Origin of the sequence: Chitinophaga sp. RAB17 (assembly GCF_052114225.1) — a bacterium.
Lineage (GTDB): Bacteria > Bacteroidota > Bacteroidia > Chitinophagales > Chitinophagaceae > Chitinophaga.
In genome coordinates this window covers 48104-73095 of the sequence record NZ_JBFREI010000010.1, presented here as the reverse complement: position 1 = coordinate 73095, position 24992 = coordinate 48104, and the positions used below count along the sequence as shown (strand labels likewise).

Sequence of the window (24992 nt, the reverse complement as noted above, 5' to 3'; positions counted from 1 at the left end):
TGTATGTTACTATGTGTTTTGAATGTTATAAATGCAGTGATGCGCTACTTTTCTGACAATACCGTCAGCGTTCTTCCTTCTATCCTGCAATGAACGTCATATTGTTCCAATATTTTTACTACATCGGTTAAACTCATATCTCTCCCTACTCTCCCTCCAAAACGTTGAGTGGCATGGCCTCCTGACTGGTCAACGATATTAATATCATACCAGCGGGAGAGCTGACGCAATAATGTGGGCAGGTCGGTATCTTCCAGATCAAATAATCCATTCTTCCAGCCCATTACTTTTTCTATGTCCGCTGGTTGTACGGTCATGGTGCCGGAAGTAGTATTTAGTACGGTCTGCTGGCCAGGTTGTAATTTTTTTTCGGTGTGCTGATGTTTTACGACCACGGCGCCGGTTAATAAAGTAGTGTTCACGGCTGCTTCGTCCGGATAAGCCATGATATCAAAACTGGTTCCCAGCACCTGCACTTCCATCTCGTTCACTTTTACCATGAAAGGCTGACGGGCATTTTTTGCTACTTCAAAGTATGCCTGTCCTTTTAGTTCTACCATTCTTTTTCCATTAAAGCTGGTAGGATATTTTAAAGAAGAGGCGGCGTTTAACCATACGTTACTGCCGTCCGGCAGCGTTACACGAAACTCTCCACCACGCGGGGTTGTCAGCAGGTTATAACCAGCTGCTCCCTCATTGCCTGTGGTTGCGTATTGCAGTTGTCCATTATCCTGGCGGATATTGGTAGTACCCTGCCGGATTACCTGTGTGCCCGTGTCGTTCAGCGTCACTATTTTTCCATCAGCCAGCGTGAGCATTGCTTTGCTGCTGCCCGGTGTTATTGTCACCGCAGCCATGGAACTACGGGTACGTGGATACCATAAATAAAAACTTCCCGCCACTAACAGCATAATTGCCGCAGCCCACTTAAGTACCCTGCCACGATTTTTCATGCGGACCACCCGCGCATGAGGGTTCTCGTCTAACCGCATGCGTATCTGATCCCATAGCTGACGGGAAGTAGTATCTGTAATGCTGACACCTGTTGAAAGGTCTTTTTCATATTGTGCTGCTACCAGCGCACGTAACTCCGCCGCATCGGTTGTTTCCAGGTAGTTCAGCAGCCATTGCTCTTCTTCATCAGACCGTTGATCAGATGCCAGTAATTCTTTTAGCTTTTGTACATCGCTTTTCAAAAGTGTGATTGCTGGTTGTTAATGATATATACAACGGGGAGGAGAAAAAGGGGGGGTATTAAAAAAAATATCTGGAAAAATTTTCCAGCACCAGCCATATAATAATAGATGCGTCATATGGAGGATGTTGGCGTACATAGTTCCGGATAGCACTCATCACCTCTCCCAGGTATTCTTTTACGGTATAACGGGAAATACCCATCAACCGGGAGGTTTCCTCGTAGGTACGGCCTTCGATTTTACAAAGCTGGAACACTTTCTTTTTCTGGGGCGACAGCTGCGCCACCGCTTTCTCCAGCACTATCCATTGGGCTTCCATCTCTTTGCGGTCAATCGGCGAGCCATGAATTTCCGCGGCAACCAATACCCGGTTTTTCTCCCGGAGTTTTTGCTTCAGGTGATTCATAGTACGGTTGAAGGTTACTGTAAACAGCCAGCCGCCAACGGAACGATCTCCATCAAGTTCTACCCGTTTTTCCCAAAGCGTGATAAAAACATCCTGTAAAATATCTTTTGTTTCTGTGTCGGAACGCAGTAATTGGAATACCTGCCGGTACAAAGCATGGTGGTAGCGTTCGTACAGCGCCTGAAAGGCAGACTGGTCGTGGGCGGACATACGTGACAGCAGTCCCTTTTCATAGTGGAAATCGTGTTCGTTAATCAACAAGTGGCTCTTGTTAGTTATTCAACCAAAAGTAATTAAAAATGTATGATCAAATCTAATAGTGAATTGTTCAAGGCTAATACTGAATTGCGTTAAACGGGTATTTTTTTCTTTTAAAGCAGATGCCCGGGTGGTAAATAAAAATTTACTGCCCGGGCATCTGTATGTATGAGACGATTATTGGGAAACGGTCAACAGTTGCTGTAATCTGACGGCAACTTTCTTCAGGGTGCTGTTTGCCTGCCACTCCGGGAGTAGTCGCGCCAGGTGCGGACTGCTGATCCGGCTGTCGTTGAGTGCCAATACCTCCGTATAAATCTCCAGCAGTTTTTTCAGGTCCTTTACCGGTGTAGGTTCAAAATACTCCAGGGAGGCTGTCAGCATCGTTTCCAGGGCCTCATTATGGGGACGACTGATTGATATCATACTGGCATGCACCAGGTCACAGAAACGCTTTAAAGGGGCCCACTGTATGCTTTCCAGGTGGCTGATCATCTGGCCAAGGCGTTCACTATTGATCCGGTCGGGTACCCGGCTGCTCCAATATGCGGCCGCATAAGCCTTGACGGTTTTGTCGGCATGCAGCATACTGCAGGCAATAAACAGGTAGGTGATATCATCCGGCACTATATCCAGTTCCTGAATAGCCTGCAGCGCACCTGTTACCATAGAGGTTTCCGGTACTTCGTAGTAGCTCGAGTAAGTTTGACAGGTATTCATGACCCTTGCCAGCAGTACGGAAGGATTGTTAGGCGTCAGGAACAGCAGCCTTTTAATATCGGCAATAGCAATAAACAAATATTTTCCAACGCCATTCAAATATTCCTGCAGCAAGGGTGCAGGGCCCTTTAACAGGCGATCTCCTGCTTCTTCGAAAGTTATTTCCATCACCGTTTCTTCTGACCAATAGCGGTCGTATCCTTTCTTTTCCAGGTTATATTCACCATAGGCTTCATATGGCCGGCGATGTACTTTCCATGGGAAGTTACCATTCCTGAAGGCTACCGGCAAACGGTTATACGAAAAATCATGGAATGCTTCATATACTGTCAGTGGCGCTTTGGTGTTACCCGCCTGCATCCAGGCAGATGGGGTGGTAAACGGCGCCTGGGGAACCTCGGAGGTATTCAACAGGAATGACAGTAAACGCCGATACTCTCCTTCCGGCATCGTGGCCACCAGCGCTTGAGCCGCATCTGTATCCTCCAGTGCGCAACGGGCTATCGCTACCTGAAGATCGAATTCGTCTGGTGTCTCCCGGGCAGCTTCGTATAGCTGTAAACGTTGTACCAGCACCACGGGATCCAGCCAGGCGGGACTATGCGTAGGCGTAAATAATAAAGGCAGTGTATCCTTATCCGTTATCTTCTGCAATGCTGTTATCAGCAACTTTTTGTAAGGAATATAAACCGCCTGTTCATCTCTTGAAGCCTTCCAGTTGGATAGTACCGGGATCTCCAGGCGATTGCGCCACCAATGTTTTGCATGTTTAATAATATTGAGCTGTTCGGCATATTCCGGGCGGGCATCCGCCATACACTTGCCATAGTTTAGGAAGAACAGGGCGAGTGCCTGATCCAGGAGACCTGCACTTGATGGCAGCTGTTTAAAAATAGTGGCGGCCCGTTGAAAAGCAGGATCCATTTGCAGCAGGATGTCTGTAGTGATGCGATCCTGCATCGTTATCAGCAGGGCCGGCAGTTGATCAATATGATACGTCTCGTTATTCTCAAAGGCCTGGCTGGCCAGGAACACCAGCTCACCGGGATCTGTGATTTCCGGGATGAGATTGTGTGCCCCTATCAGCGGCAACCGTGGCACGGGTGTATCTTCCAACACGGTAACGGCTACACTGTTTCCTTCAAAGAATGATTGCAGCGACTTTTGGGTACCTACCAGCATACTTTCTTTAAACAGTACCAGTTGCTCTTTCAGCGCGCCATCGTTGGTATCGCCAAACTGGAGAAGTAGCTTAGCTACTTTCGTTTGTACTTCTTCATCTTTTGAAATAAATGCCTGACATAGTTCATAGCATACCTGTGATTGTACTGCCGGATATTTTTTACAGATTTTTTCCAGTATTTGAATAGTAGTGGAAAGAATTGATTTTTTATCCGTGGCAATGATTTGCGGCAGGTGATCGAGTAATGCGGCGTAGCTGAAGGTCTCCTCTGCCGATAATGTTTTAAGGAAATTCAGGGCAGTGCTGACCACTTTACTTTGTGGCGAGTCAAGTGCCAACAGCAGCAGCGGTTGCAATTGCAGCAACTCCGCTTTTCCCGGCTCCAGGCTTACCAGCAAATCCATAAACCATCCTGTCAGCAATTTATTAAAGTTCCTGCTGGCGGCCTTCAGACTCTCTTCCATCACCCGCATCCGGTCGATGGTGCCATCTCCGGTCAATCTTTTTATCACCCCTCTCCAGTTGGGTTCTTCGTTTGGATGTTCTTCTTCCGCCACGGCATTCCAGCGATCGCTGAAATGAATATTGGAAGGGTATTCGAATAGATACCAGATATGTTCAGACAATGTTTCTTTGTGTTTAAAGAGGATAGCCGTATTATAACGGTTTCTCTTTCCACTGACAAAAATCGAATATGGAAGCCGGCTCACGACCATCGGGCAGGTGGGTGTCAGCAGCTTTTGTGCCGCCAGCTCCATGATGGTCTCATAGGGAAAGTCACCTGGTAAAGCATCTTTCTCTGCCAGTTCCGCCATCATCGAATCAAACCACGGAGCCATGTACCAGGGGGAAATTTTCTCCAGCAGTTTATTTCTGAACAGAGCGGACAGAAAGTTAGTCTTTTGCACAGCGGCCCGGTCATAACACACGAAAGCCGCCATGGCCAGCATATTTCCCTGTGGTACCGACATCCTTGCACTGTAAACGTTTTGCCTGATTTCCACTATTTCGTTATAGTAATTGAATTGTTGTTTTATAGTGGGTATCAATGCTTTTCTTTCTACAGGTGTCAGTCTTTGCAGGAACGGAATTATTTCCTGTTCATATTCTTTTTCCAGCATTTGTTGCAGCTCTTCCGGATGCGTCATCGTCAGCGATTATATATGGGTTAAGAAATTAAAAGTCCTGGTATACTTTCTTTTTTACTGCCAGGATATGTTTACAGGATCCTCGTTGGCCCTGATGTTTTGCGTACCAGGTGCAGGTACAGCGGGCATTGTCTTTTTCCAGTATAACCGTATGCGTGATACCGGTACCGGCTACACGCGCTTCTACTCTGTCCTCTCCATCAGCAACGATGAGTACTTTATCATCTGCCAACAGTTGTTCAGCATCTTTCATACGGGGATTCAGGCTCAGTATCCTGCTTAGTTTAAAAGGCAGGCGGCGGTAGAAATAGCTGTTTTCATCCAGGTCATAGCCCAGCAGGCCCATTGCCGCAAGACGACCGGTGAGCTGATCCACCTGTTCAAAAGGGATATGTTCTTTTACCGCCAGCAAGGTGGCGTTAAACTCCTGGTTCACATAACCGTATTTGTCGATGGCCGCCACCAGGTGATCCGGCACGTCTGCGATCAAAGATTCCAGGGCGGCGCCCTCGCCGGAAAAGCCTCTCCAGGCTTCACGTGATAAGGTTAAGTTGAATCGTACGCTGCCAAAATACAATTGCCAGGTAGTACTCTGCATATCCGGGTGGGCAAACACTCTTAGTTCATCTGCCAATGGCAGCAAAGGTTCCAGCAGCTTAAGCCGGTGAATACCTCCTATGCAAATGGCATTCGCCGATTTTGCGGGCGTAAACACCGGTTTATTACCTTGTTTTACCAGGTAATAATCAGCTTTTACATTGCCAGAGGGGATGCTCTGAAACAATTGTCGCAACTGCATCTTATTAAACTGATGGGTACATTCCGCTGCTGCGAGAAATAACTGCACCGTGGTTAATCCTTTGATCCATTTGATGGGCAGGGGCACTTTACGCTCTGTAATCATTTCCTCCGGCCGGCTTTGCAGGTTAATTTCCTGCGCCCCCACCGATAACTGCAGGTGTGCATTTCTGCCAACACTACCCAACGCATTGATCATGGGCTGATTAAAATCCACGTTTACCGTACCGTTGGCCGGGAATATACCCTGATGACCACCCGGCAATACATCTACCCGGGCGTATACACCCGCACAGTGCGAAAATCCTTCGAAGCGTAATTTATCTGCGCCTGCCGTTACAATAGGATCTTTCATCATAGACGCCTGCGCCGGTGTTAAGGTAAAATTCGACTTCACCACGTTCGATAAAGTTATCAGGCATCGGGCGGTAATATAGGGTTGTTCCAGTGTGCCCTGGAAAAAATCGCGGGCCTGCACTTTCTCCACTTCACTGTATCCCGCCAGCATCAGCTGCTGCGAGGCCCCGGCACTATGCAGTACAGAAGGAACGGGATAACAATATGTAATACTATCAGACATGGTCATCTCATGATTATCCGTAAAAAAAACGAAGCTACAATTAATTATTAAACGGCTTAATTTACGCTATAATAAATAAAAGTTTCGCTTATTAACTAACAACATCTTCTCTGAATGATGACTTATACCTTTACTGACACCCTGCCTGATGATATTCATACCACTCCCCTATTAATTTCGGGGGTAAACTCCCTGGCATTTGAAGGAATAAAATTTTTATGGGTGCATACCGGTGATTGACCATTTTATCCGTTAAATCACTGAAGGGTGCCAAAAATAAAGTATTTGATGGCTGACAAGATAGCAAAACCTGCGAATACCTGTAAAAAACGAAATCATATCTTCCTTATTACTCCCCGCTGCCGTAGGGCCGTGTAATGATCTCCATTCCATGCCCGGAGGGATCCAGAAAATACAGCCCTCTCCCGCCATGATTACAGTTGTATTCATTGGGCCTTTGCTGACGTGGATCTGCCCAATATTCGAGTTTTCTTTCCTGAATGCGCGATAATATTTCATCAAATTCGGATTCCGACACCAGGAATGCATAGTGTTGCATGATAAAATCAACACCGGGTTCAGCGTACTGAAAAGTCACATTGTTCTTAAAATCCACGGCCAGAAAGAATCCTGCCGGTTGCGGTGCAGGCAGGCCCAATAGTGTAGTTAAAAAAACAGCAGACTGCTGTTTGTCTTTTGCAAAAATAATCAGGTGATTGAATTCAATTGAAATACTGGCGGATGTACTCATATATACTGCTTTTGTAAGTCCCTTATTGGGTCCTGCAAGGTCCGCAATCGCTGTGAGCTGCCATTGTAAAAAATCGTTTTTCTCATCTTTTGCTGAAAAAAGTTTCCGGCGTTTCGCCTGTAAAAGATTTAAATGTTTTTATAAAGTGAGCCTGGTCATAAAATCCTGCTTGCCATCCCTGATCGGACAAGGGAACTTGCGGATTGTAATTTTCAATGAAATGCTTAAAGCGAACGATCGTTGAATATTTTTTAGGCGATGCGCCTACCACCTGGCGAAATCTTTTTTCCAATGCGCTTTGGCTGATATATAACTGCTGCATCAATTCCTTTATCCTGATATTACCGCTATTGCTATGAATAATTTTCATGGCAGTTGTAACCAGCTCATCTAATGGATCATGTTGCAGTCTGGCTATTAAAAATGCTTCAATGATGCTGATCTTTTCTATATCAGTGGCCACCTCGCATAATTGCTCTTCTAACAGGAGTAGCTCAGACTGGCGCATAAAATCATCCAGCAAAATACTTCCGCCAAAAATTTCATGCATGGGCTGCTTAAAAAAAGCGGCAGCACCACCTGCTTTGAAACGAATTAACACCGACCCCATATTGGCGGCACCGCTGTAAGTGCGGTAACTATCCTGTAAGCCGGTAAGTCCGGAGGAAGGAAGGAACAAATGATTGGCACGAAAAGAGGACTGCACTTTATATTGTAAACAAATAATCAGACCGGTATCTGGCAGCACGGTGTAAGTATGTTCCCGGGTGATTTCTGCGATAGCAAAAGACCTGATAAAAGGCTTTAAAATATCACATGGCTGGTAAGTCTCAAATTTCATCTATGAATAATGTTATAGCGCCGGATGTATCACTTCCGGCAATTGAAAGTATCAAAAAAAATGATTACTTTATCTTATGACTACTACCTCACACCCCAAATACTGGATTGTTGTGGCTTCCAAAGACCACGTAAAAAACGGGATTGCTGCAGGCATTGCACAGGCCGGGCACGGAAAATTATCTCCGTTAAAACGGATGCATCCGGGGGACTTTATTATTTATTACTCGGCGAAACTAACTTTTGGAGAATTGGATAAATGCCAGGAGTTCACCGCCATCGGAAAAATTAAGGACAAAGAAATATATGAAGTGCAGCTCTCCCCAGATTTTTCAGCATTCAGAAGAGATGTGGACTTCTTCCCTCATCATGATATTTCGATTTTACCACTTATAGATCAACTCGAGTTCATTCAAAATAAGAAAAGCTGGGGATATCCTTTCAGGACGGGTTCATTTGAAATCAACCAGCATGATTTCGACTTACTCTCCAACCTGATGCTCATAAAAAATAAAAAGGGCTGAGACATTCTAAATGTGCCCCTGTGATACTGGACACCTCATTACCGGTAAATTTGAGCCTGTTCTATTATATTTCATGAATAAAGCTTTCAAGACACCCACTTATGGCAATTGGATTCCCGTAAAAATTGTAATTTAACTTTCAAAAATATGCTTCATGAAACAATTCCTTGTTTGTTTATTTACCTTTTTCAGCGCCTACAGCAGCTATGCACAAGATAAGGATACCTATATCAAAACCGGAGACAATGTCCCTTCATTTAGTTTTGAACTAACGGAAGGTAAAACGGTGAATATCGCGGACTATAAAGGGAAATTGGTACTACTGAATCTGTTTGCCACCTGGTGTCCGCCATGTAATGCTGAACTACCCGAAGTACAAAAAAAGATATGGGCGCCACATAAGAAGGACCCCCGCTTTGCATTTTTTGTTTTTGGCAGGGAAGAAGGATGGGAAAAATTAAAACCATTTAAAGAAAAGAAGGGATTTGATTTTCCTATTTTACCAGATGAAGGAAGAAAAATTTTCAGCTTGTTCGCTGCCCAGAATATTCCCAGAAATTTCCTGATAGATGAGAATGGGAAAGTTATTTATTCGTCTGTTGGTTATTCACCGGAAGAATTTAAGCAGCTGGTGGACCTGATCAATGAGCGCCTGAAGTAGGCCACAGTGGATCTCAACCGTTGCTATAAAAGGACAATCCGTTACCGCATAAAACGGAGAAACCGGCCACAATAAATGGTACTCCGTTTTATGCAGTACGCCAGAATTCTGTTTACAAAGACCAAACAGCCAGCTCGTAACCATCAGGGTCCGCGAAATGAAATCGCCTGCCGCCGGGAAAATCAAAGATATCCTTTACAATGGTCCCTCCTGCCGCAACGATCTTTTTTTGAGTCGCTTCAATATCGTTTGAATAGAGGACAACTAAGACAGTACCTTTTACCGGCTTACCTATTGTGAATCCACCATCTACATAATCACCTTCAAATGCCGTATAGTCCGGACCGTAGTCGACAAATTTCCAGCCAAAACTTTTTGTATAAAATTTTTTGGCGCGGCTAAGGTCCTTTGACAGGAATTCAATATACTGTACCTGCCCATGTTTTAACTTGCTATCAGAATGAGTGTCTGCCATAGATCTTATGCTTTTTGTAAAGTTATGGAATGGCGGTTATTATCGTTTGGATAAAAACGACAAAATGCGGGAAATAGTTACCTGCCGCTATTATTCTTTCCGGTATTCGCCAGACACTACCCGGTTTTTGAAAAGTGCTGACCATCCGGTACGGCATCCGACCATAAGGAAATTTGTGGCAGATCTGATTGGTGTTGAAACTTGTTGCGCATCACTTCATAATTCAAGAAACAGTTAATTATTTCTTTAACTTTGAAGCTTATGCAAATAAGCTTGTCTTAGTAACGGCCGGTTACAAATAATAATATAGCATTAATAAAAAATTGCAGAAATGATCATACAGGATGTAGTAAACTTAATAGGAATAAAAAGTACCGATCCGAAGATTACCCAATGGTTTGAACAATATAATTTAGGCACCCCTCCTAAAACAATTACCACCAATCAGAGAAATAAAGATTTTGAAGACAAGCAAAATTCCATCCGATATAATTTCAAATTTAAGATCATAAATGATAAATTTTATCCCCCGGTAAGCCCTAAGAACGATCAATATAAATTCGAAAATTATCTTAGTAATATATCCGTATTCTCTAAATCAGGTAACGGAAAAAAAGCCGCTGCAGACCCTAAACCATCGGAATTCTGGGAAGGCTTTGTCCATCCGGGAAGTTCTCTCGATGAATGCCTTGCCTATTTTGATCATCAAAGTAGCAGCATTTCCAATCAAATATTTTTCCAAAAGCCGCTTAATGATATAACAAAAATAAAGGTATGGTTTGTACGGGACAAAATGGAAATAACAGCCATTGAACTGGCCATCATTGAGGCAGGAGAGATATTTTCGCATTCCTGTTTCAATCCGGAGAATGAGTTTAATACCGTACAGCAAAGCTATTTATTACTGGCAAAATGGCTATTTGACCACAAGTACCTACATCTTCCGGAAGACATATATAGTCGTGGATTAACCTTTGATCATTCCGAAATATTGGCGTTTGTTCAGTCACACTTAAAGAACCATATATGGGATACACAATTAAGACCCGTCTCCCTTCTACGTGCATTTCTATTTAAAATTTCCTCTAATAATTCACTTGAAGATCATAATGGTGAAGCAATAAATTTTTATATAAAAAATTTATACCTAAAGGCGGCTGGAAAGTGGGAAGAACGCCAGAGAATTTATACCGAAGATTTTAAGAACGTAGATAATTTCGAGAAGTCGGTTGTTTTAAATCTTACACAATCCCAACAATTCTTAGCGGTGCTGACGGAGTACTTTTCGTTGTTTGCACAATTAAACAAAACCGAAGAATAATTGAATTCATATATAAAACAGAATGCCAGGAAACGTCCGGAGATTAATCAAATAGTTGACCCATGGCCAAATTAGTGGCGGCAGGTATCGGGCTTTTACCAAAGAACATGCAATGACCACCAAACGTTAAAAATGGCCGGAGAAATTTCTCCGGCCATTTATCTCTTCAATACTTTCCTATAGTTTTATCACTTGTACTGTTTCCCTGTTTCTGCCCTGTACTATCTCTACAATATAAGTACCGGGTATCAACCGCTCTCCGAAGGTGATTGTTTTATCTGCCCCCCTGGTTTCTTCCACCAGTTTACCATTGAGGTCGTACACCTTTACATAAGCAATACCTTCTCCGTAGGTAGGCAACTGCAGTGTAAAGTATTGCCTGCTTGGGTTAGGGCTTACCATCACCTGGAATGTGTTTTCGCTGGTAGATTTGAAAGCTCCGGTAGCAGCACAGGTGCCCAGCTTATCGCCGTGTGCAAGGTGTGCCGGCACAGCAGCGGGATTAATGCGTAGCTGGAATGAGCCTCCGTTGCCGGTTTGATGACATACCATTACACTACCGTGATCACCACGGATATCTGTCACCTTAATTTGTTTGGTTACATAAGTGGTGCAGCCATTTGCGTCCGTAATAGTTACGGTATAGGTAAATGTACCCGGCACAGATGGGCTTACCTGTGCAGTGGCAGCCGTACTGCCTGTTGACCATCTGTAAGTATATGGTGCTTTGCCGCCAGTCACCTGCGTAGCAAGGGTAAGCGATGAAGGACCATAGCCGATGTAGATAGTGTTCGCTTCTCCCCCCGGATTTACTGCATATGCGTCAGGGATGGCTGCAGACAGCTGCGCACTGTTAACTGTCAATGTAAAGCTGCAGGTACTTGAGTTGCCGCAGGCATCTTTAGCTGTCCAGTTAATATTTGTTACACCGCTATGGAATGCAACACCAGCCAGGGTAGTTACACCGCTGACTGTAGTGGCGCCGCTGAGTGAATAGCTGAAATTGATGGCACTGCAATTATCAGTAGCCGTGATATCCAATTCCGTTCCGGTGGCCGTATAAGTGCAGCCACCACTGTTGGCCTGCCGCAATGCATCGGCTTTGCAACTGATCAGCGGTGCAGTGGTATCTTTTACGGTGATCAATTGGGCGTGACTTACAGATCTGCCTGCATTGTCTCTGGCCACCCAGGTGCGGGTAATCAACAGCTCTGAGATGCAGGAACCTGCAGCAGTTGTGTCGGTATAACTTATAGCCGGAAGAGAATCCCTATCATCCTGCACAGCCGAAGGAACACCGGTAATAGTCGTCGCTGTGTTATAATGGCAACTATCATTTCTGATAACCGTAATATTCGCAGGCGCTGCAAATGTTGGTGCCGTATTGGCGGTTTGTATAAATACCAACTGGTTATTACGGATATCTGTGGCAGCAGTGCCAAACGTAACATCTGCTTCACCTGGTGCAGTGACACCGTTTGCAATGCCTTTCCAGCTACCGGACGCGTTGAATGGACGACTGTTAAGCTCCAGGTTGCGCATAGTATCCGCCGCATTGGACAGCGTTATGGTGCTGATAGCTGTTGCCGTTGTGTCGCCGTAATTTCTGACGATCCAATATTGTCCCAGGTAACTATCACCTGCCGGAGCTGCATATGGTACGGCATTCAGCCTGCTTACCACCACTTCTCCTTTTGGATAACTACTCTCCTGTTTATATTGTAAGGTCAATCCTGCCTGGTTGAAATAATACCGTCCCGCACTGTCTATCACCAGTGATTGACTGACACCTTTGGCAACAGGCGCAGTAGACACTTCGCGTTGTAGGCTGCTGTCGGCCGATACGATATATGCATTCCCGGATACTTCTGTGAAAAATGCGCCCTGCTGCTGTCCTTGTCCCTGCAGGTATACTTTTAATCCCGGAGTACCGGCGGCGATGGTGTGATGCATGTTTTCACGGATCTGCGATTGCGTACGGGCAGTGCTCCAGATCCTGAATTCATCCAGCGATCCGTTGATGCCATCTCCACCCCTATTGTTTACAATAAATCCTGACCAGAGAGCAGGGAAAGAGGAGGCGGTTTTAGTACCTGCCAGTTCTCCGTCCCGGTAAACTTTTACCACACCATTGTCGAAAGTAAAGGCATAATGGTGCCAGGTGTTCAGTTCATTGAACGCGCCTGGTATTTCTACGCGGGAAGCGGCATTGTTAGCGACTCCTATACTCATGCTCTTATCATTGTTCGCATGCGCCAGGAAGCTTCCCCATCCATTACCTATCTGCTGGTTCCAGCTGCTGGCGGTATTGGCCTTGAGCCACCATTCTATGGTAAATACTTCAGGTTTCCAGTTAAGACCATTGACGGTGATGCCTGCATCGCTGCCATCAAATTTATAGGCTTGTCCGGGCAGCGTATCTGCCACTTCTATGCCACTGGTTTTATTAAATGCCAGTTGTCCAAAAGAGGTCAGTGAATCAGTCGCGTTGAAATTGAATATAACGTCACTGCCGGAAGTTTCTACGGTTTTGTTATTGAATACCCAGCTGTTTCCAAAGGCATTGAAGCCACGGCGGTATAAGCGGTAGATACCCGGATCTGTATTGCCTGCATTACTAGTGATGCTGAGTTTTGTTAATCCGGTAAAAACAGGGTTGCTTCCGTAATTATTGATTACCCACCAGGTACTGTCCTGTACAGATGGCAATAGGTCATTAGCAGGAATACCACTCAGTTTACTGACTACCACTTCTCCGTTTGGATGCGTGCCGGCGGAAGAAAAGTCCATACTGATACCTGTTTGAGAGAAACTGGTGATGCCTGGCGTCAATATCTGTTTTGTTTCACTGATCCCTTTGGCAATCGGTGCGTTAGAAGGGATTCTTACCGCATTCACTATCCGCACGGGATAACCGTTGGGGGAAATATCCACGACTCCGTTTTGTGAGGACTGGAACTGTAAACAAAGCTTCAGCCCTGGTTCAGTGCCCTCGGTGGTGAGGTGCATACCTTCCCGGATCTGTTGCTGTGTTTTGGCGATGGTCCACATCCTGAATTCATCCAGTTCTCCATCAATAGCATCTGCAGATGCTGCGCCGATACGGAAAGTGGTCCAGTTAGGAGGATAAGAGGAAGCTGCTTTGCTGTCTATCAGTCTTCCATCGCGGTATATTTTGGCTGCGCCATTTTTAAACGTATAGGCATAATGGTGCCATGTATTCAGATCGCTGTATGCGGATGCTACCAGGAGTCTTGAATTGGTATTGTTAGCCACGCCTATATTCAGACCGCCACCGCTGTCGGCATGTGCCAGGAAAGAGCCCCAGCCGTTGCCTATGCTTTGGTTATAATTTTTGTACGACCTTGGTTTCAGCCACCATTCAATAGTAAATTCGGCAGGCTGCCAGTTCAGGTTTTGTATCTCCAGGTAGTCACCGTTTCCGTCAAAGCTCATCGCGTTGCCGGCGGTAGTTTCCACGGGAACAGCTTCTTGTTTTAATAGTATGCTGTCCAGTGTTGCAGCACCGGCGTTGATAAGTATGCTACCCTGGTATATGCCAGGCGTAACGGGTGCAAAGCGAACAAATACTTTTGCCTGCTGTAATGTTCCTCCTGTAGTCGCGATAGAAAGCGCAGCGGATGAATTAACGTAAGTGGTATCGTTGACAGATATTTCAAAACCTGTCGGGGCAGTGATACTCACTGTTGGTGGCAGGTTAGCACCCGACAAAGTGAATTGTTGCGGCCTGGTAGTTACTCCGGTCCTTGCATCTGCCAGCGTAAGCGAATCTGCTGAAGCATACATAAAAGGTTGTTCATCTTTCATCAGCAGGTATTGCTGGTAGCTCGTCTGGTTATTAAGCGTAACGGTATGGGCTATACTATCCGCTGCATTGGCGGTTCCGCTATATTGCCATTTACCATCGGTATAAGGCAATCTTGTAAATACCAGTATTTTGCCGGGATGAGCAACGTCATCTGTAGTAATATTAGCCGTAGTTGTAAACATCAGGTTCATATTTACAGGGCCGGCTGTGGTAGCATAACGATGTCCTATCCAGAACTCTTTTCCTACACGGAACGCCGAGGCAGAAAAATCATTGAAAACGGCGGAAGTAAGATCAATCTTTGAAAACGATGCTGGTTTACCATCCTGCGCATTATAGAAAGCCGTTACATCGGCGCCATTACCGAAAACATTACTGCCGGCAGCTTCTGTGCCCACAAATGTAGCACCGGTTCCGAATGGATAACGTGCTTTTACTTTCTGCAATGACCCGGTTTGCGAAAGCGCTGTTTTACCGGCGACGTCATAACTTTCTGTTTCCGGGTTATCGAAGTTTACATAATACACCAGTCCGGTTTCCGTTCCTTTTAAGGGGTGATGCATATTCTCCCTGATCTGTGCCGCGGTCCGTACAGTATTCCATATCCGTACTTCATCCATTTCACCATTATAATAAAAAGAAGATCCGTTTACCCGAACTCCCAGACGTATGTTACCGGGCAAGGTGGTAAGTGCTCCGCCGGTGCTCCAGGAATCCCATAGGGTACCGTCGTAATACAGCTCTGCAGTTGTATTTGCCGGGTTATAGGTGATGGCCATATGATGCCATTCTCCTTTATTGTTGGGTAGTGTATACGTGCGCGTTACATTCCACAATGATAACTTCCACAGGTTATCGCCTCCATTGGTGGCCAGGGTAAAGTCTCCAAGTGTGGTACCAGTGCCACCTGCAAGGGTAATCGCACCTCCATCGCTGTTATATACACTGGTTTTCACCCAGCATTCAATTGTTCTTGGTTTATTTCCATTTACGGCGTTGTTGGGCCCCAGCGTCATGGTTTCTGCACCATTGAATTTCATGGAATTGCCCGGCGCGGGTTGGAAACTATGATCTTCACCAAATACATCCAGGCCATCCAGTTTACCTTTCAGACGATAATGCCAGATTTCTCCGGATTGGATGGTAATAGGAATCTGCTGCTGAAGCGGGGTAAAACTGGTGCCGGTGAAAGCGCCGGGGATAGTGGTGACCGACCCGTATGCTGTGGTGGGACCATATTCAAACGCCACGTTGTTAAGCGTTTTACCTAATGCATTTACGCTCCCGGTTAATAATACACTGTCTTTCCTCACATTAAATGCAATACCGGTAATAACACTGTTGCATTTAAACAGGCCAATATCTTTTTTGATAGCATTACAGCGTAGCCCTGTTTCTCCGTTGGCACCAACAGCACGTACGGCGTACCATTCTTCCTTTGAAGCATCGGGTGCGCTTACGCTAAAGATGGTGTCTGTGGTGATACCAATGGAGTCCATGTACTTTTGTCCCAGCTTAAAAATTTCATAATGCACACCGGTGGTCGGAACTTTATTCCACGACAACTGCAGCGCATTATCACATACCCAGTCTGTTTTTAGTCCGGATGGAACGGGCATCACATGTACTGCGGCAGAAACACTGGTTTGTGTTCCCCGTTTTACCCTCACCAGTATATTGGCGGCGAGATCGGGTATTTTCCAGTTAAACTGTCTTTTGGCAGCCGCAATATTGGTGGCGATGGTATCCCAGCTCGCACCGTTGTTAGCAGAGTATTCCAGGTTAAAAGTCCCCGGTGTACCAAATGCATCCCAGCGGATATATTCCTGCTGTCCAGGCGCCATTGATTCACCACCCAGCGGGTAGCTCAGCACCACTTCCTCCTTTATGAATTCATATACGACAAAGAATTGCTGCGGCCCCTGTGGAACGTTAAATCCATTTATAAAAATATGATAGGTACCTGCTGATGGATTATCAATAGTTACCTGTTCTTCGTTATTGATATGATCGGTCTTCCGCGTTGGTAATGCATTAAGGCTAACTGCGTTGGCAGTAGTATCCAGGCCCCATGGCAATGTAATATTACCTGACGGATCGCTGACCGTTAAGTCCAGATCGTTTACCAATGCCTGCGCTGCGCCTGGTGTGGCCTCATAGTCGGTCCAATATACCAGCACGCGTACCTGTGAAGTGCCGGCAGGTACGGAAACGGGGAAACTTTTATGGCTGCCCTGCGTAATGGTATCAGTAGCATATCGCCTGTTTTTAATGGCCAGATAAGCTCGCCGTACATTGGGGCGGCCAAAACCACTTTTAAAATCAATACCGGGATTATAAACATCATCGGCTGTATTCATCATCACCGCTTTAATCAGTGCTGCGGGTACAGGTGCCTGTGCTTCAGATTTATACGCCTGGGAAAGGATGGCGAAAATGCCGGAAATTTTTGGAGCGGCAAAAGAGGTGCCCCCCTGGCCTTCTGTTGCCAGCTGTGGAACGATGCGGCCATCGTAAGCGGGTCCTTTACAGGTCCAGTCCAGGAAATTATCTTCATAATCGGTGCCGCTTACTGTCAATATATTCTTTGCATTCTTAGCCTCCCCCGAGATGTTACCCCATCCGGCCATACCATTATACTTTCCGCCCAGGGTCGTATAGTCGCCAACGTTACCGGAAGAATATACCAGCATCGCCTCAGGGCGGGTACGTTCAAAATTATCGTGCTCCTGTGAAAGACTGTTATAGCCCGCCGTGACGGTGTGGTTGTCAGTATTCCACCAACCGTAAGACATATTTGTAACCCGGATTTTTTTTACGGGATCATCATACAACGTATAGGTATCCTGACCGGAAACAGCCAGTATATTAGCCCCCCAGGCATTGGAGCGGTCCCGCGGGTTAACGTTCCCCGCACTGCCCAGATAGCTGGCCACTCCGGATGGATGGCTGCCCGGATCGCCAGGCTGATAAGTTCCGTCCATTACACGTCCCTGCAAATCAGGACCGCTATACATCCCATTTTCCCGGATCATCACATTTACACCATCACCATTATACAATATGCCACCGAAACCTGAGTTCACATAGTTGGAGCGGCCATAGTCATTGCTGAATATATCTTCCTTCCGTGGCTCATTTACCTCCTTTTCCGGTATGGGTTCAGCGCTTACCGGTTCAATAAATTTGATCTCTTTTACATTGGCCAGTGCACTCAATTTATGCTGCGGCACCAGCAATTTCCACTTCGTAGGGGAAGTACGCTCAACAATGGTAGCATACTGAAGAATACTTTTTTCTGCTGCGCTGCCATCTGCCACGGCATAAAGCACCACCTGCACTTCTATATTATCTCCTCTCCTTGCATGAGCAGGAACTTTCCCATTATACAGGTCATCCGACAGTTTAAGGTTTTCATCGACCGGCAATATCGTTCGCACTCCTAATCCCGATAATTGATCAGAATTAACTTCCTTTCTGAAATGCGCATAATAGGCCAGGTTAGGAAAATAGTCCAGCAATGTGATGCCTAGCCCTTTTAGTGTTGCTTTTTGATTTTCTGTGGGCAACTGATCAAACTGTACCAGGAAGTAGTCATTCTTCGCAAACAGTACCTTTGCATTCTTCCCACTGGAGCGGATGGCTACATTATCTACCCGGAATCCTTTTCCGGGAGTGAATTTTTTATTGACATGCAAAATACGGTAGTCTCTTTCCGCAGGGTTGACTTGTTGCGCCTGTACAAACAGCGATAACAAACAACACCCGATAAACAGGAGTAGCTTTGTTTTCATAATCAGGATTACTTTTAGGAAATAAGGTAAACGCGGTATGCCGTTTCCAGGCATAGCAATGCTATTCCGCAACGTAGCAGTTGAAGGGAATATTAAAAAACCGATAATTGTACAGTGATTATCAGATCCTTAATGCGTGGGCTATTCTACGCATTAAACACGACGATGAAGTTTTGTTTTTCTGATTCATTGATTTTGGTTTTGTTTAGGAGAGATATGTATAACAATGGCACGCCCCTTCGTTGACGAAGGTTTCCTTCTACAGTATAAGATCCGGGAAATAAACAGATTTAGTCGAAAATGCTCATAGAAAATGGTATAAAGGTTTTGATACCTTGGGTTTCATGTTCACCTTAAAGTTACGCGCGTTAGTTTTTCATGCCCGACAATTTCAAATGTAGAGTTTTTTATTGAATAAAATAATCTTTTTCTATACCAAACTGGTAGACCATTGATGGGGAAACATATTTCCGTTTAAAGGATGAATGAGTGAGGTGGTAACCGGGATCAATCATCGTCACATAAAAATGTGGAGATCAAGATCAGCAGCGAATACCACCCCTACTTCATTTGAGCATTTTGTTAATACCACTTTCCTTCCGGTATATCAGAAAGCATCGACCGGATCATCCTCCGATTAAGATGCGTTTGTATGCATAAGCGCATTGAACTTTATTTTTCCTTCCTTCTGCAGCCAGTTGTCAAAATTCATTAGTGCCGGGTGCAAAGTTCTTAGTGTGGGAATGTCCGCATGATAACCTGTTTCATTGATGACTTCATATACACGCGCTGCACTGCTGCTATGTTGGCGAATGATCTCCACCGGAATCTGAGTATAGGAAATCATAGGACCATCTTTTACGCCATTGATGGCACTAACAATCTCTGATGGGGTGAGTGCATCACCGGCAATCTCCAATTCCTTTCCAATGAAATGACCGGGCTGCTGGAATATAATGGCCGCAAATGCACCAATATCATCTGCTGCGATAAGTTGTATTGCTACGTCCGGTTTTATAGCGGTTGAAAACTTACCGGTTTGTAAACCAAAAAGAGGATCGGTAAAGTTCTCCATGAACCAAACCGGGCGTAAAATAGTGGCCGGTAATTGAATGGCCCTGATATACTCCTCTATTTCCCATTTGCTATAATTACGGGTTCCTTTCAGATGCTCGGCACCTGCTGCCGATGAATAAACAAAATGGCTGACAGCCGCCTTTTTTGCCGCATCGGCAATATTCCTGCCCTGTCTGACTTCATCGGGGTAGCCAAAACCAACAGGGGTAAAACCGGGCGAATATTCAGAAGGTTGAACACTAAAGACGCCGTAAATACCTTCCATTGCTATGTCTAAAGAATCCCGGTTATCACTGTCCCCTTCCACCACTTCCGCGCCGGCCAGGCGTAATACCTGTGCAGCAAAAGTATCTGCATTGCGGGTGAAGGCCCTGACACTATAACCCTTTGCCAGTAAATGACGTGCTACTGCACCGCCTTGCTGACCAGTTGCACCTGTAACTAAAATTAACTTTTGAGTGTTTTGCATAAATCTGAATAATGGGTTAATGGATTGTTTGGTGTGATACAAAAATCGCCCGAATTGATGTATTTTAGCGACAGGTTAACCACAGGTAACTACTAACCTGGAAGTAACTATTATCTATAAAAAAAATGACTGAGATAAAAGAATTACCCACCCAAACATGCCGTGGTCCATTGCTCGCTTTAAAAGATAGCCTGGAGTTATGTGGCGGCAAATGGAAGTTGATCATCCTCGTATATCTTGCTGCCAGTAAAGATGAGAAACAGTTTTTCATGCAAATGCGACGCGACATCAGTGGCATTTCTGCCAAGGTGCTTTCAGGTGAGTTGAAGGAGCTGGAAATAAATAAACTTGTGTCCCGGACGGTTTGTGATACGCAACCTGTAACCGTTGTATACGCGATAACTGAGCATGGAAAAACTATTTTACCTGTAGTAGAAGCATTGATAAAATGGGGGCAACTGCATAGGCAGAAATTCAGGTTAAGTTAATATCTCAGGATAAATATAAACCAACCCGAATGCCAACAATAAAACAAAACCCTGCCCGATGAAAAAGTATTTTTCTTTTTTACTTGTATGCTCTTTTTTAATTCCTGATTGTTGTTTTTCACAGCACCTGACAAAAAAAGAACTGCTTGAAGATCTGATGTATTACAGAGATACGTTGCCAGTAAAGCATAAAAATCTGTATGATAAAATAAGTAAGGCCGGATTTGAGCATAAAGTTTCCATGATAGCTTCAAAAGCTGATAGCCTGGATTATGAAACTTTCATGATAGAACTTTTCAAGTTAAACGTATCGATCGGCGATGAGCATACCAGGATTGAGCCCAGATTCCATCTGTTTCTCCCAATAAAATTTGAAATGTTTGATGATGGCATTTTTGTTACCGGTATTGATCCCCAGAAATCAAGTTGCCTTTTATTTAAACTAATGGCCATAAACGGGCATCCTATCGATGAAATCAACAATAAATTCAGAGAAGTAATTAAAGACGACAATAAATCCTATTTTGAAACTTACAGACAACAGTTTTTAAACAACCCTTCTTTCCTTAAAGGATTAGGTATTCTGAATTCGGATACAAGTGCCACATTCACTTTGCAAAATTCTAATCATGAAATGCTCAATATAACACTGGATGCCGTTAGTAAGGATAGTTTGAAACTGGCCCTCTCCAGCCAATACCGGACGATGTTGCCTTACAGAGAAGATGGTAAAGCATATTGGTATGAGTACGACACCGTAAGAAAGATACTTTATTTTAATTTTGCACGTTGTGAAAATGATGAAAATCACCCATTCCTTCAGTTTAGTAACGAGTTATTTTCAAAGATAGCAAGTACCCAACCCGACAAAATCATTGTTGATCTTCGCTTTAATGGCGGCGGTAATTCAGGGGTATTAACACCTTTCATTGACAGTATTAAGCATAGTTATTTAAATAAAAAAGGTCACTTCTTTGTGCTTATCGGAAAGTCCACTTTCTCTTCTGCATTAATGAATGCCGTTGAGTTTAAAAGAAATACCCATGCCATTTTGGTTGGACAAATGACGAGTGGTAATATAAATCATTATGGAGAAGTCCGCGGATTCAGACTTCCAAATACTAAAATGGTGATTGATTATTCCACCAGGTACTGGGAGACGTGGAAAGGCAAGAAAGGGGCATTAATGCCCGACAAAGCCATAACCTATCATTCGGTAAATTTCATTAGTAATAAAGATGAGGCTTTGGAATACATCTATAAGCGGTAATGCTGCCATTGGAGCCGGATGCCAAAGCTGGCTTAATTGCCCAAACCCTGCAGGAAAATATTCAGGTCTTCGTCTTTTCCCAGTCCAAGCTTTTGCTTAATTCTGTAACGGCTCATGCGGACGCTCTTGGCTTCGATATGCATTAGCTGTGCTATCTGCCGTGTGTCCATTTTGAGATAGAGATAGGCACATAGCTTCAGGTCCAGTGGACTGAGGTTTCTTTGCGACTTTTCGTTGATCAGGTTAAAAAAATCAGGATGGACACGCTGGATCTGCAATTTTGCATTTTCAAAATCGTTGTCAATCACCAGTTCCTCTTTTAAAATCTTTTGCATGTTTACTGAGCCGCCTTCGGACAACTTGTCTTTTATGTCGAGTAACATGCGGTTCTTATGTTCCAGGTGCAATACATTGGCCATTACTTCCTTTTGAAGTTGTTGCTGCTGGGTTTCCATCAGCTGCTGTTCTGCCCTCAGCCTTGCCTGTTCTTCTTTTTGCAGCTTTATCTGTAACTCAGAATCCTGTTTTTCCAGCTGCAGCTGCTTTTCCCGTTGCATGGAGAAGCGTAGCCTGAAATGATACGAACGGAACATAAACACCAGCCCAAGCAGGGAAGCCAGTGCGATACAGGCGTATAGGTAGTTTTGCAGCATCCGGCTTTTCTCCCGCTCTTTCAGGATCCGCATTTCATTGTCCTTCTTCTCTGTTTCGTATTGTATTTCCAGCTTTTGCGCATTCTGTGCCTGCTTCTCGCTAAAATTTTTATTACTGTATTCCGTTACTTTTTCCTGGTAGTCCAATGCTTTCTGATAATCGCCTTTCCGCTTATAAAAACCAGATAAACCTCTTACTACATTGATCATGGTGTAGTAGTAAGGCGGCTGTTCCGTTTTCATTACCTCGTAGGCATCCAACAGATAGCGTTCTTCCTGTACACTGTTATTCTCCCTACGGGCATATTCGCTTAATATGCCTAAGCTACTGGCAACCACTTCCTGGCTGTTGCTGGTATCTTTCAATGCGGTTCTGGCGGTATTGGCAAAATGGATAGCCTGGGCTTTGGCTCCCCCGTCAGTTTCCGGAAAATATTTCATGTAACAATTGGCGATATTAATACAGGTAATCGCATAAGTATAATCGGCCACATGCCCGGGGTATTGGCGGTAAAGGGCCTCCGATTGACTTAAATAAAACAAGGTACTGTCCAGTTCCTGCTTTTCTTTTTGGGTATTATAATTATATTCATGAGCAACCGACAGGGCAGTATAGCAGTTGCTCAACATGTTATAGTCCTTCGTTTGCAGGATATGTTCCGTTGCTTTCCGTGCATAGAAGTTTACTTTGGCTTCATTGTTCCAGTCTGAATTTACCACGTAAAGCTGGTAATAGCATCTGGCGGCAATATTATGATCCATCCGCTTTTCCAGCTCTTTCAGGCCGGACTGGCAATTCTTTACCATATTTTCCGGGTCATCGAGGGTTTTATATACCAGCACCCGGGCATAATAAGCATAGGCCATTGCTACAGGATCATTTGCCCGTTGCGCTATTAACATGGCAGAATCGCTTGTTTGTGTCAGGGTGGCTAATTCCCTGCTGTTCGCTTTAATACTTACCAGCAGTGCATAAGCTTTGGCTGCCGCCGTATAGTTTTTAATTTGTAAGGCTGTCTGGATACTTTGTCTGACTGTTGACCGCGCGGCGGCATAGTTTTTATTGACCCTGAAGGTTTCCGCCTGTTGATATAATACGTCCGGCTGGTTATTTCCGCTTAATACATTTTTACTGCCCGATTGTGAATTTTCAGCAGCTTCCGTTTGTGTGAAACCATCCAATGACAAACTAATGTAAATGCATATTAATAAAGAATGAAGCAAGAATTTCATGCCGGCAAATTACTATAAAATGATAAAAGTGTCTGTAGGAATATAATAAAATGAATATTTATCATCTTTATAAACAATTGATATCCAACAATATTATTAAGATGTAGTCGTATTGTAGACGCTACCCTAACAGGGGTAGACGCTTTGTAGCATAGCAAGGTTTGGAATATCATGGGGGGCAGATGCATATTTGCACCTGGCAATATTGCCTGACAAATCCTTACATTTTATGAACAACCGCACCTTATCTATTATCTCCTACATTACACTGATTGGATGGCTGATTGCCTATTTTTCCGGAAAAGACCGGGCAGACAGTTTACTTAAATACCACCTGAAGCAGTCTTTAGGTCTGGCCATTGTCAGCATTGCTGTAAGCGTCATTTTGAATATTATTGCCCACGTGGTTCCGGCGTTATCTTTCCTGGGCCTGGTAGGATATGTTTTAATGGTATTCTGGATACTGGGAATGATTAATGCAGGCAACGGCGCTGAAAAACCGGTACCAGTATTTGGCAAAATGTTCGAAAACAAATTTGCTTTTATTAACTGATCTGTACTGAAATGACCCTGGAATCTTACTGCCATGATAGTAGTTACGAGAATCAACAAAAATCATCTCTTCCTTAAAACCATCCCTGTTCCTGATGCCCCTTGTCCTTTATGTAAGGACAGGGGCAAAATGAAGATGACCTTCTATCAGCTGCAACTGGAAGCCGGCTGGGTACGCAATACCAAAAAAATAACGGCTGCCGTTTCCTGCGAAAATTGCCATCGGGATGTACCGGTGGTACGTTGGGATAATGAACTGGACGCCTTCTACAAAGCGGAAAAGAAACAGATACAGGTAAAGACCTCTTTTAATGCAGGGAAAGTAGGGAGATTCCTGATTTGGTTGACCGTCCTGTTCTTTGGGGCCATTTTCCTGCTGCTTGCAGGCTTATTTATTTACCACCGCATCGGGCCTGAGCAAACGACTAAAACCGTTACCAGCCGGGCGGAACAGGTGCGGCAGTCCGGGCAATATGCGGGCAGCCCCCAACCCGGAGACCTGGTATTGGTATATCTTTTCGATGACCACAAACAAGGACTATTTAAAATAACATCCATAGATGCTGCTAATGATGTGGTAAAAGCCATCGCCTCTGATAAAAGCATCGATGTTCCGGCCAATGCCCGTGAAGTACCTGCGGCTGATGCAGATTTTAAACCCGGCAATGAAATGTCGTTTTCCTGGACGGACTATAAAAGCCTCAGATTTATCGCGCCCGATAAGAAACTTTTAGGGAATGTACAAATGATTTACAGGAAATAAATG

At 44.6% G+C, this 24992-nt stretch carries 17 protein-coding genes; 7 read left to right on the top strand and 10 right to left on the bottom strand.

Translation table 11 applies throughout. The features are described 5' to 3' along the window. Positions 1-44: 44 nt before the first annotated feature. The 6 genes from AB4Z08_RS27040 to AB4Z08_RS27015 form a co-directional block, all read right to left on the bottom strand. Positions 45-1196 carry a FecR family protein gene (locus AB4Z08_RS27040; RefSeq protein WP_441576908.1) on the bottom strand — a complete coding sequence of 384 codons (1152 nt, stop codon included), beginning with the start codon at positions 1194-1196 and terminating at the stop codon, positions 45-47. Between the two features lie 58 nt (positions 1197-1254). Then, the gene (locus AB4Z08_RS27035; RefSeq protein WP_441576907.1) at positions 1255-1863 is read right to left on the bottom strand and encodes an RNA polymerase sigma factor; all 609 of its coding nucleotides are present in this window, start codon (positions 1861-1863) and stop codon (positions 1255-1257) included. 174 nt (positions 1864-2037) lie between these two features. Then, on the bottom strand, positions 2038-4911 hold the full coding sequence (locus AB4Z08_RS27030) for a DUF6493 family protein (protein WP_441576906.1): 2874 nt from the start codon (positions 4909-4911) through the stop codon (positions 2038-2040). A gap of 28 nt (positions 4912-4939) precedes the next feature. Further along, positions 4940-6289: an SWIM zinc finger family protein gene (locus tag AB4Z08_RS27025; RefSeq protein WP_441576905.1), complete on the bottom strand. Its 1350-nt coding sequence runs from the start codon at positions 6287-6289 to the stop codon at positions 4940-4942. Positions 6290-6638: 349 nt separating this feature from the next. Further along, positions 6639-7040: a VOC family protein gene (locus AB4Z08_RS27020; protein WP_441576904.1), complete on the bottom strand. Its 402-nt coding sequence runs from the start codon at positions 7038-7040 to the stop codon at positions 6639-6641. A gap of 82 nt (positions 7041-7122) precedes the next feature. Continuing rightward, positions 7123-7881, bottom strand: a complete 759-nt coding sequence (locus AB4Z08_RS27015) for a helix-turn-helix domain-containing protein (RefSeq protein WP_441576903.1) — start codon at positions 7879-7881, stop codon at positions 7123-7125. A gap of 76 nt (positions 7882-7957) precedes the next feature. On the opposite strand from AB4Z08_RS27015, the gene AB4Z08_RS27010 reads away from it, so the two are divergent. Both AB4Z08_RS27010 and AB4Z08_RS27005 read left to right on the top strand, forming a co-directional pair. Next, positions 7958-8404: an EVE domain-containing protein gene (locus AB4Z08_RS27010; RefSeq protein WP_441576902.1), complete on the top strand. Its 447-nt coding sequence runs from the start codon at positions 7958-7960 to the stop codon at positions 8402-8404. A 154-nt stretch (positions 8405-8558) separates the two neighbouring features. Continuing rightward, positions 8559-9065, top strand: a complete 507-nt coding sequence (locus AB4Z08_RS27005) for a TlpA family protein disulfide reductase (RefSeq protein ID WP_441576901.1) — start codon at positions 8559-8561, stop codon at positions 9063-9065. 112 nt (positions 9066-9177) lie between these two features. Here AB4Z08_RS27005 and AB4Z08_RS27000 read toward each other — a convergent pair whose 3' ends face one another. After that, on the bottom strand, positions 9178-9540 hold the full coding sequence (locus AB4Z08_RS27000) for a VOC family protein (protein WP_441576900.1): 363 nt from the start codon (positions 9538-9540) through the stop codon (positions 9178-9180). Between the two features lie 331 nt (positions 9541-9871). Between AB4Z08_RS27000 and AB4Z08_RS26995 the strand changes: the two genes are divergently transcribed. Further along, positions 9872-10861, top strand: a complete 990-nt coding sequence (locus AB4Z08_RS26995) for a hypothetical protein (RefSeq protein ID WP_441576899.1) — start codon at positions 9872-9874, stop codon at positions 10859-10861. 177 nt (positions 10862-11038) lie between these two features. Here the strand turns inward: AB4Z08_RS26995 and AB4Z08_RS26990 are convergent, their stop codons facing one another. Then, complete coding sequence (locus AB4Z08_RS26990) at positions 11039-18484, bottom strand: LamG-like jellyroll fold domain-containing protein (protein ID WP_441576898.1); 7446 nt, start codon at positions 18482-18484, stop codon at positions 11039-11041. A gap of 637 nt (positions 18485-19121) precedes the next feature. Continuing rightward, positions 19122-20030 carry an NmrA/HSCARG family protein gene (locus tag AB4Z08_RS26985; protein ID WP_441576897.1) on the bottom strand — a complete coding sequence of 303 codons (909 nt, stop codon included), beginning with the start codon at positions 20028-20030 and terminating at the stop codon, positions 19122-19124. Positions 20031-20155: 125 nt separating this feature from the next. Here AB4Z08_RS26985 and AB4Z08_RS26980 point away from each other — a divergent pair, with 125 nt between their 5' ends. Then, on the top strand, positions 20156-20518 hold the full coding sequence (locus AB4Z08_RS26980; protein ID WP_441576896.1) for a winged helix-turn-helix transcriptional regulator: 363 nt from the start codon (positions 20156-20158) through the stop codon (positions 20516-20518). Positions 20519-20576: 58 nt separating this feature from the next. After that, positions 20577-21788, top strand: coding sequence for a hypothetical protein (locus tag AB4Z08_RS26975; RefSeq protein WP_441576895.1), 1212 nt, complete (start codon positions 20577-20579; stop codon positions 21786-21788). A 32-nt stretch (positions 21789-21820) separates the two neighbouring features. Here the strand turns inward: AB4Z08_RS26975 and AB4Z08_RS26970 are convergent, their stop codons facing one another. Continuing rightward, positions 21821-23674: a helix-turn-helix transcriptional regulator gene (locus AB4Z08_RS26970; protein ID WP_441576894.1), complete on the bottom strand. Its 1854-nt coding sequence runs from the start codon at positions 23672-23674 to the stop codon at positions 21821-21823. 229 nt (positions 23675-23903) lie between these two features. Between AB4Z08_RS26970 and AB4Z08_RS26965 the strand changes: the two genes are divergently transcribed. Beyond that, a complete protein-coding gene (locus AB4Z08_RS26965; protein ID WP_441576893.1) occupies positions 23904-24227 on the top strand; it encodes a DUF4870 domain-containing protein in 324 nt (107 codons plus the stop codon). Positions 24228-24260: 33 nt separating this feature from the next. After that, a complete protein-coding gene (locus tag AB4Z08_RS26960) occupies positions 24261-24989 on the top strand; it encodes a hypothetical protein (RefSeq protein WP_441576892.1) in 729 nt (242 codons plus the stop codon). Positions 24990-24992: the final 3 nt, after the last annotated feature.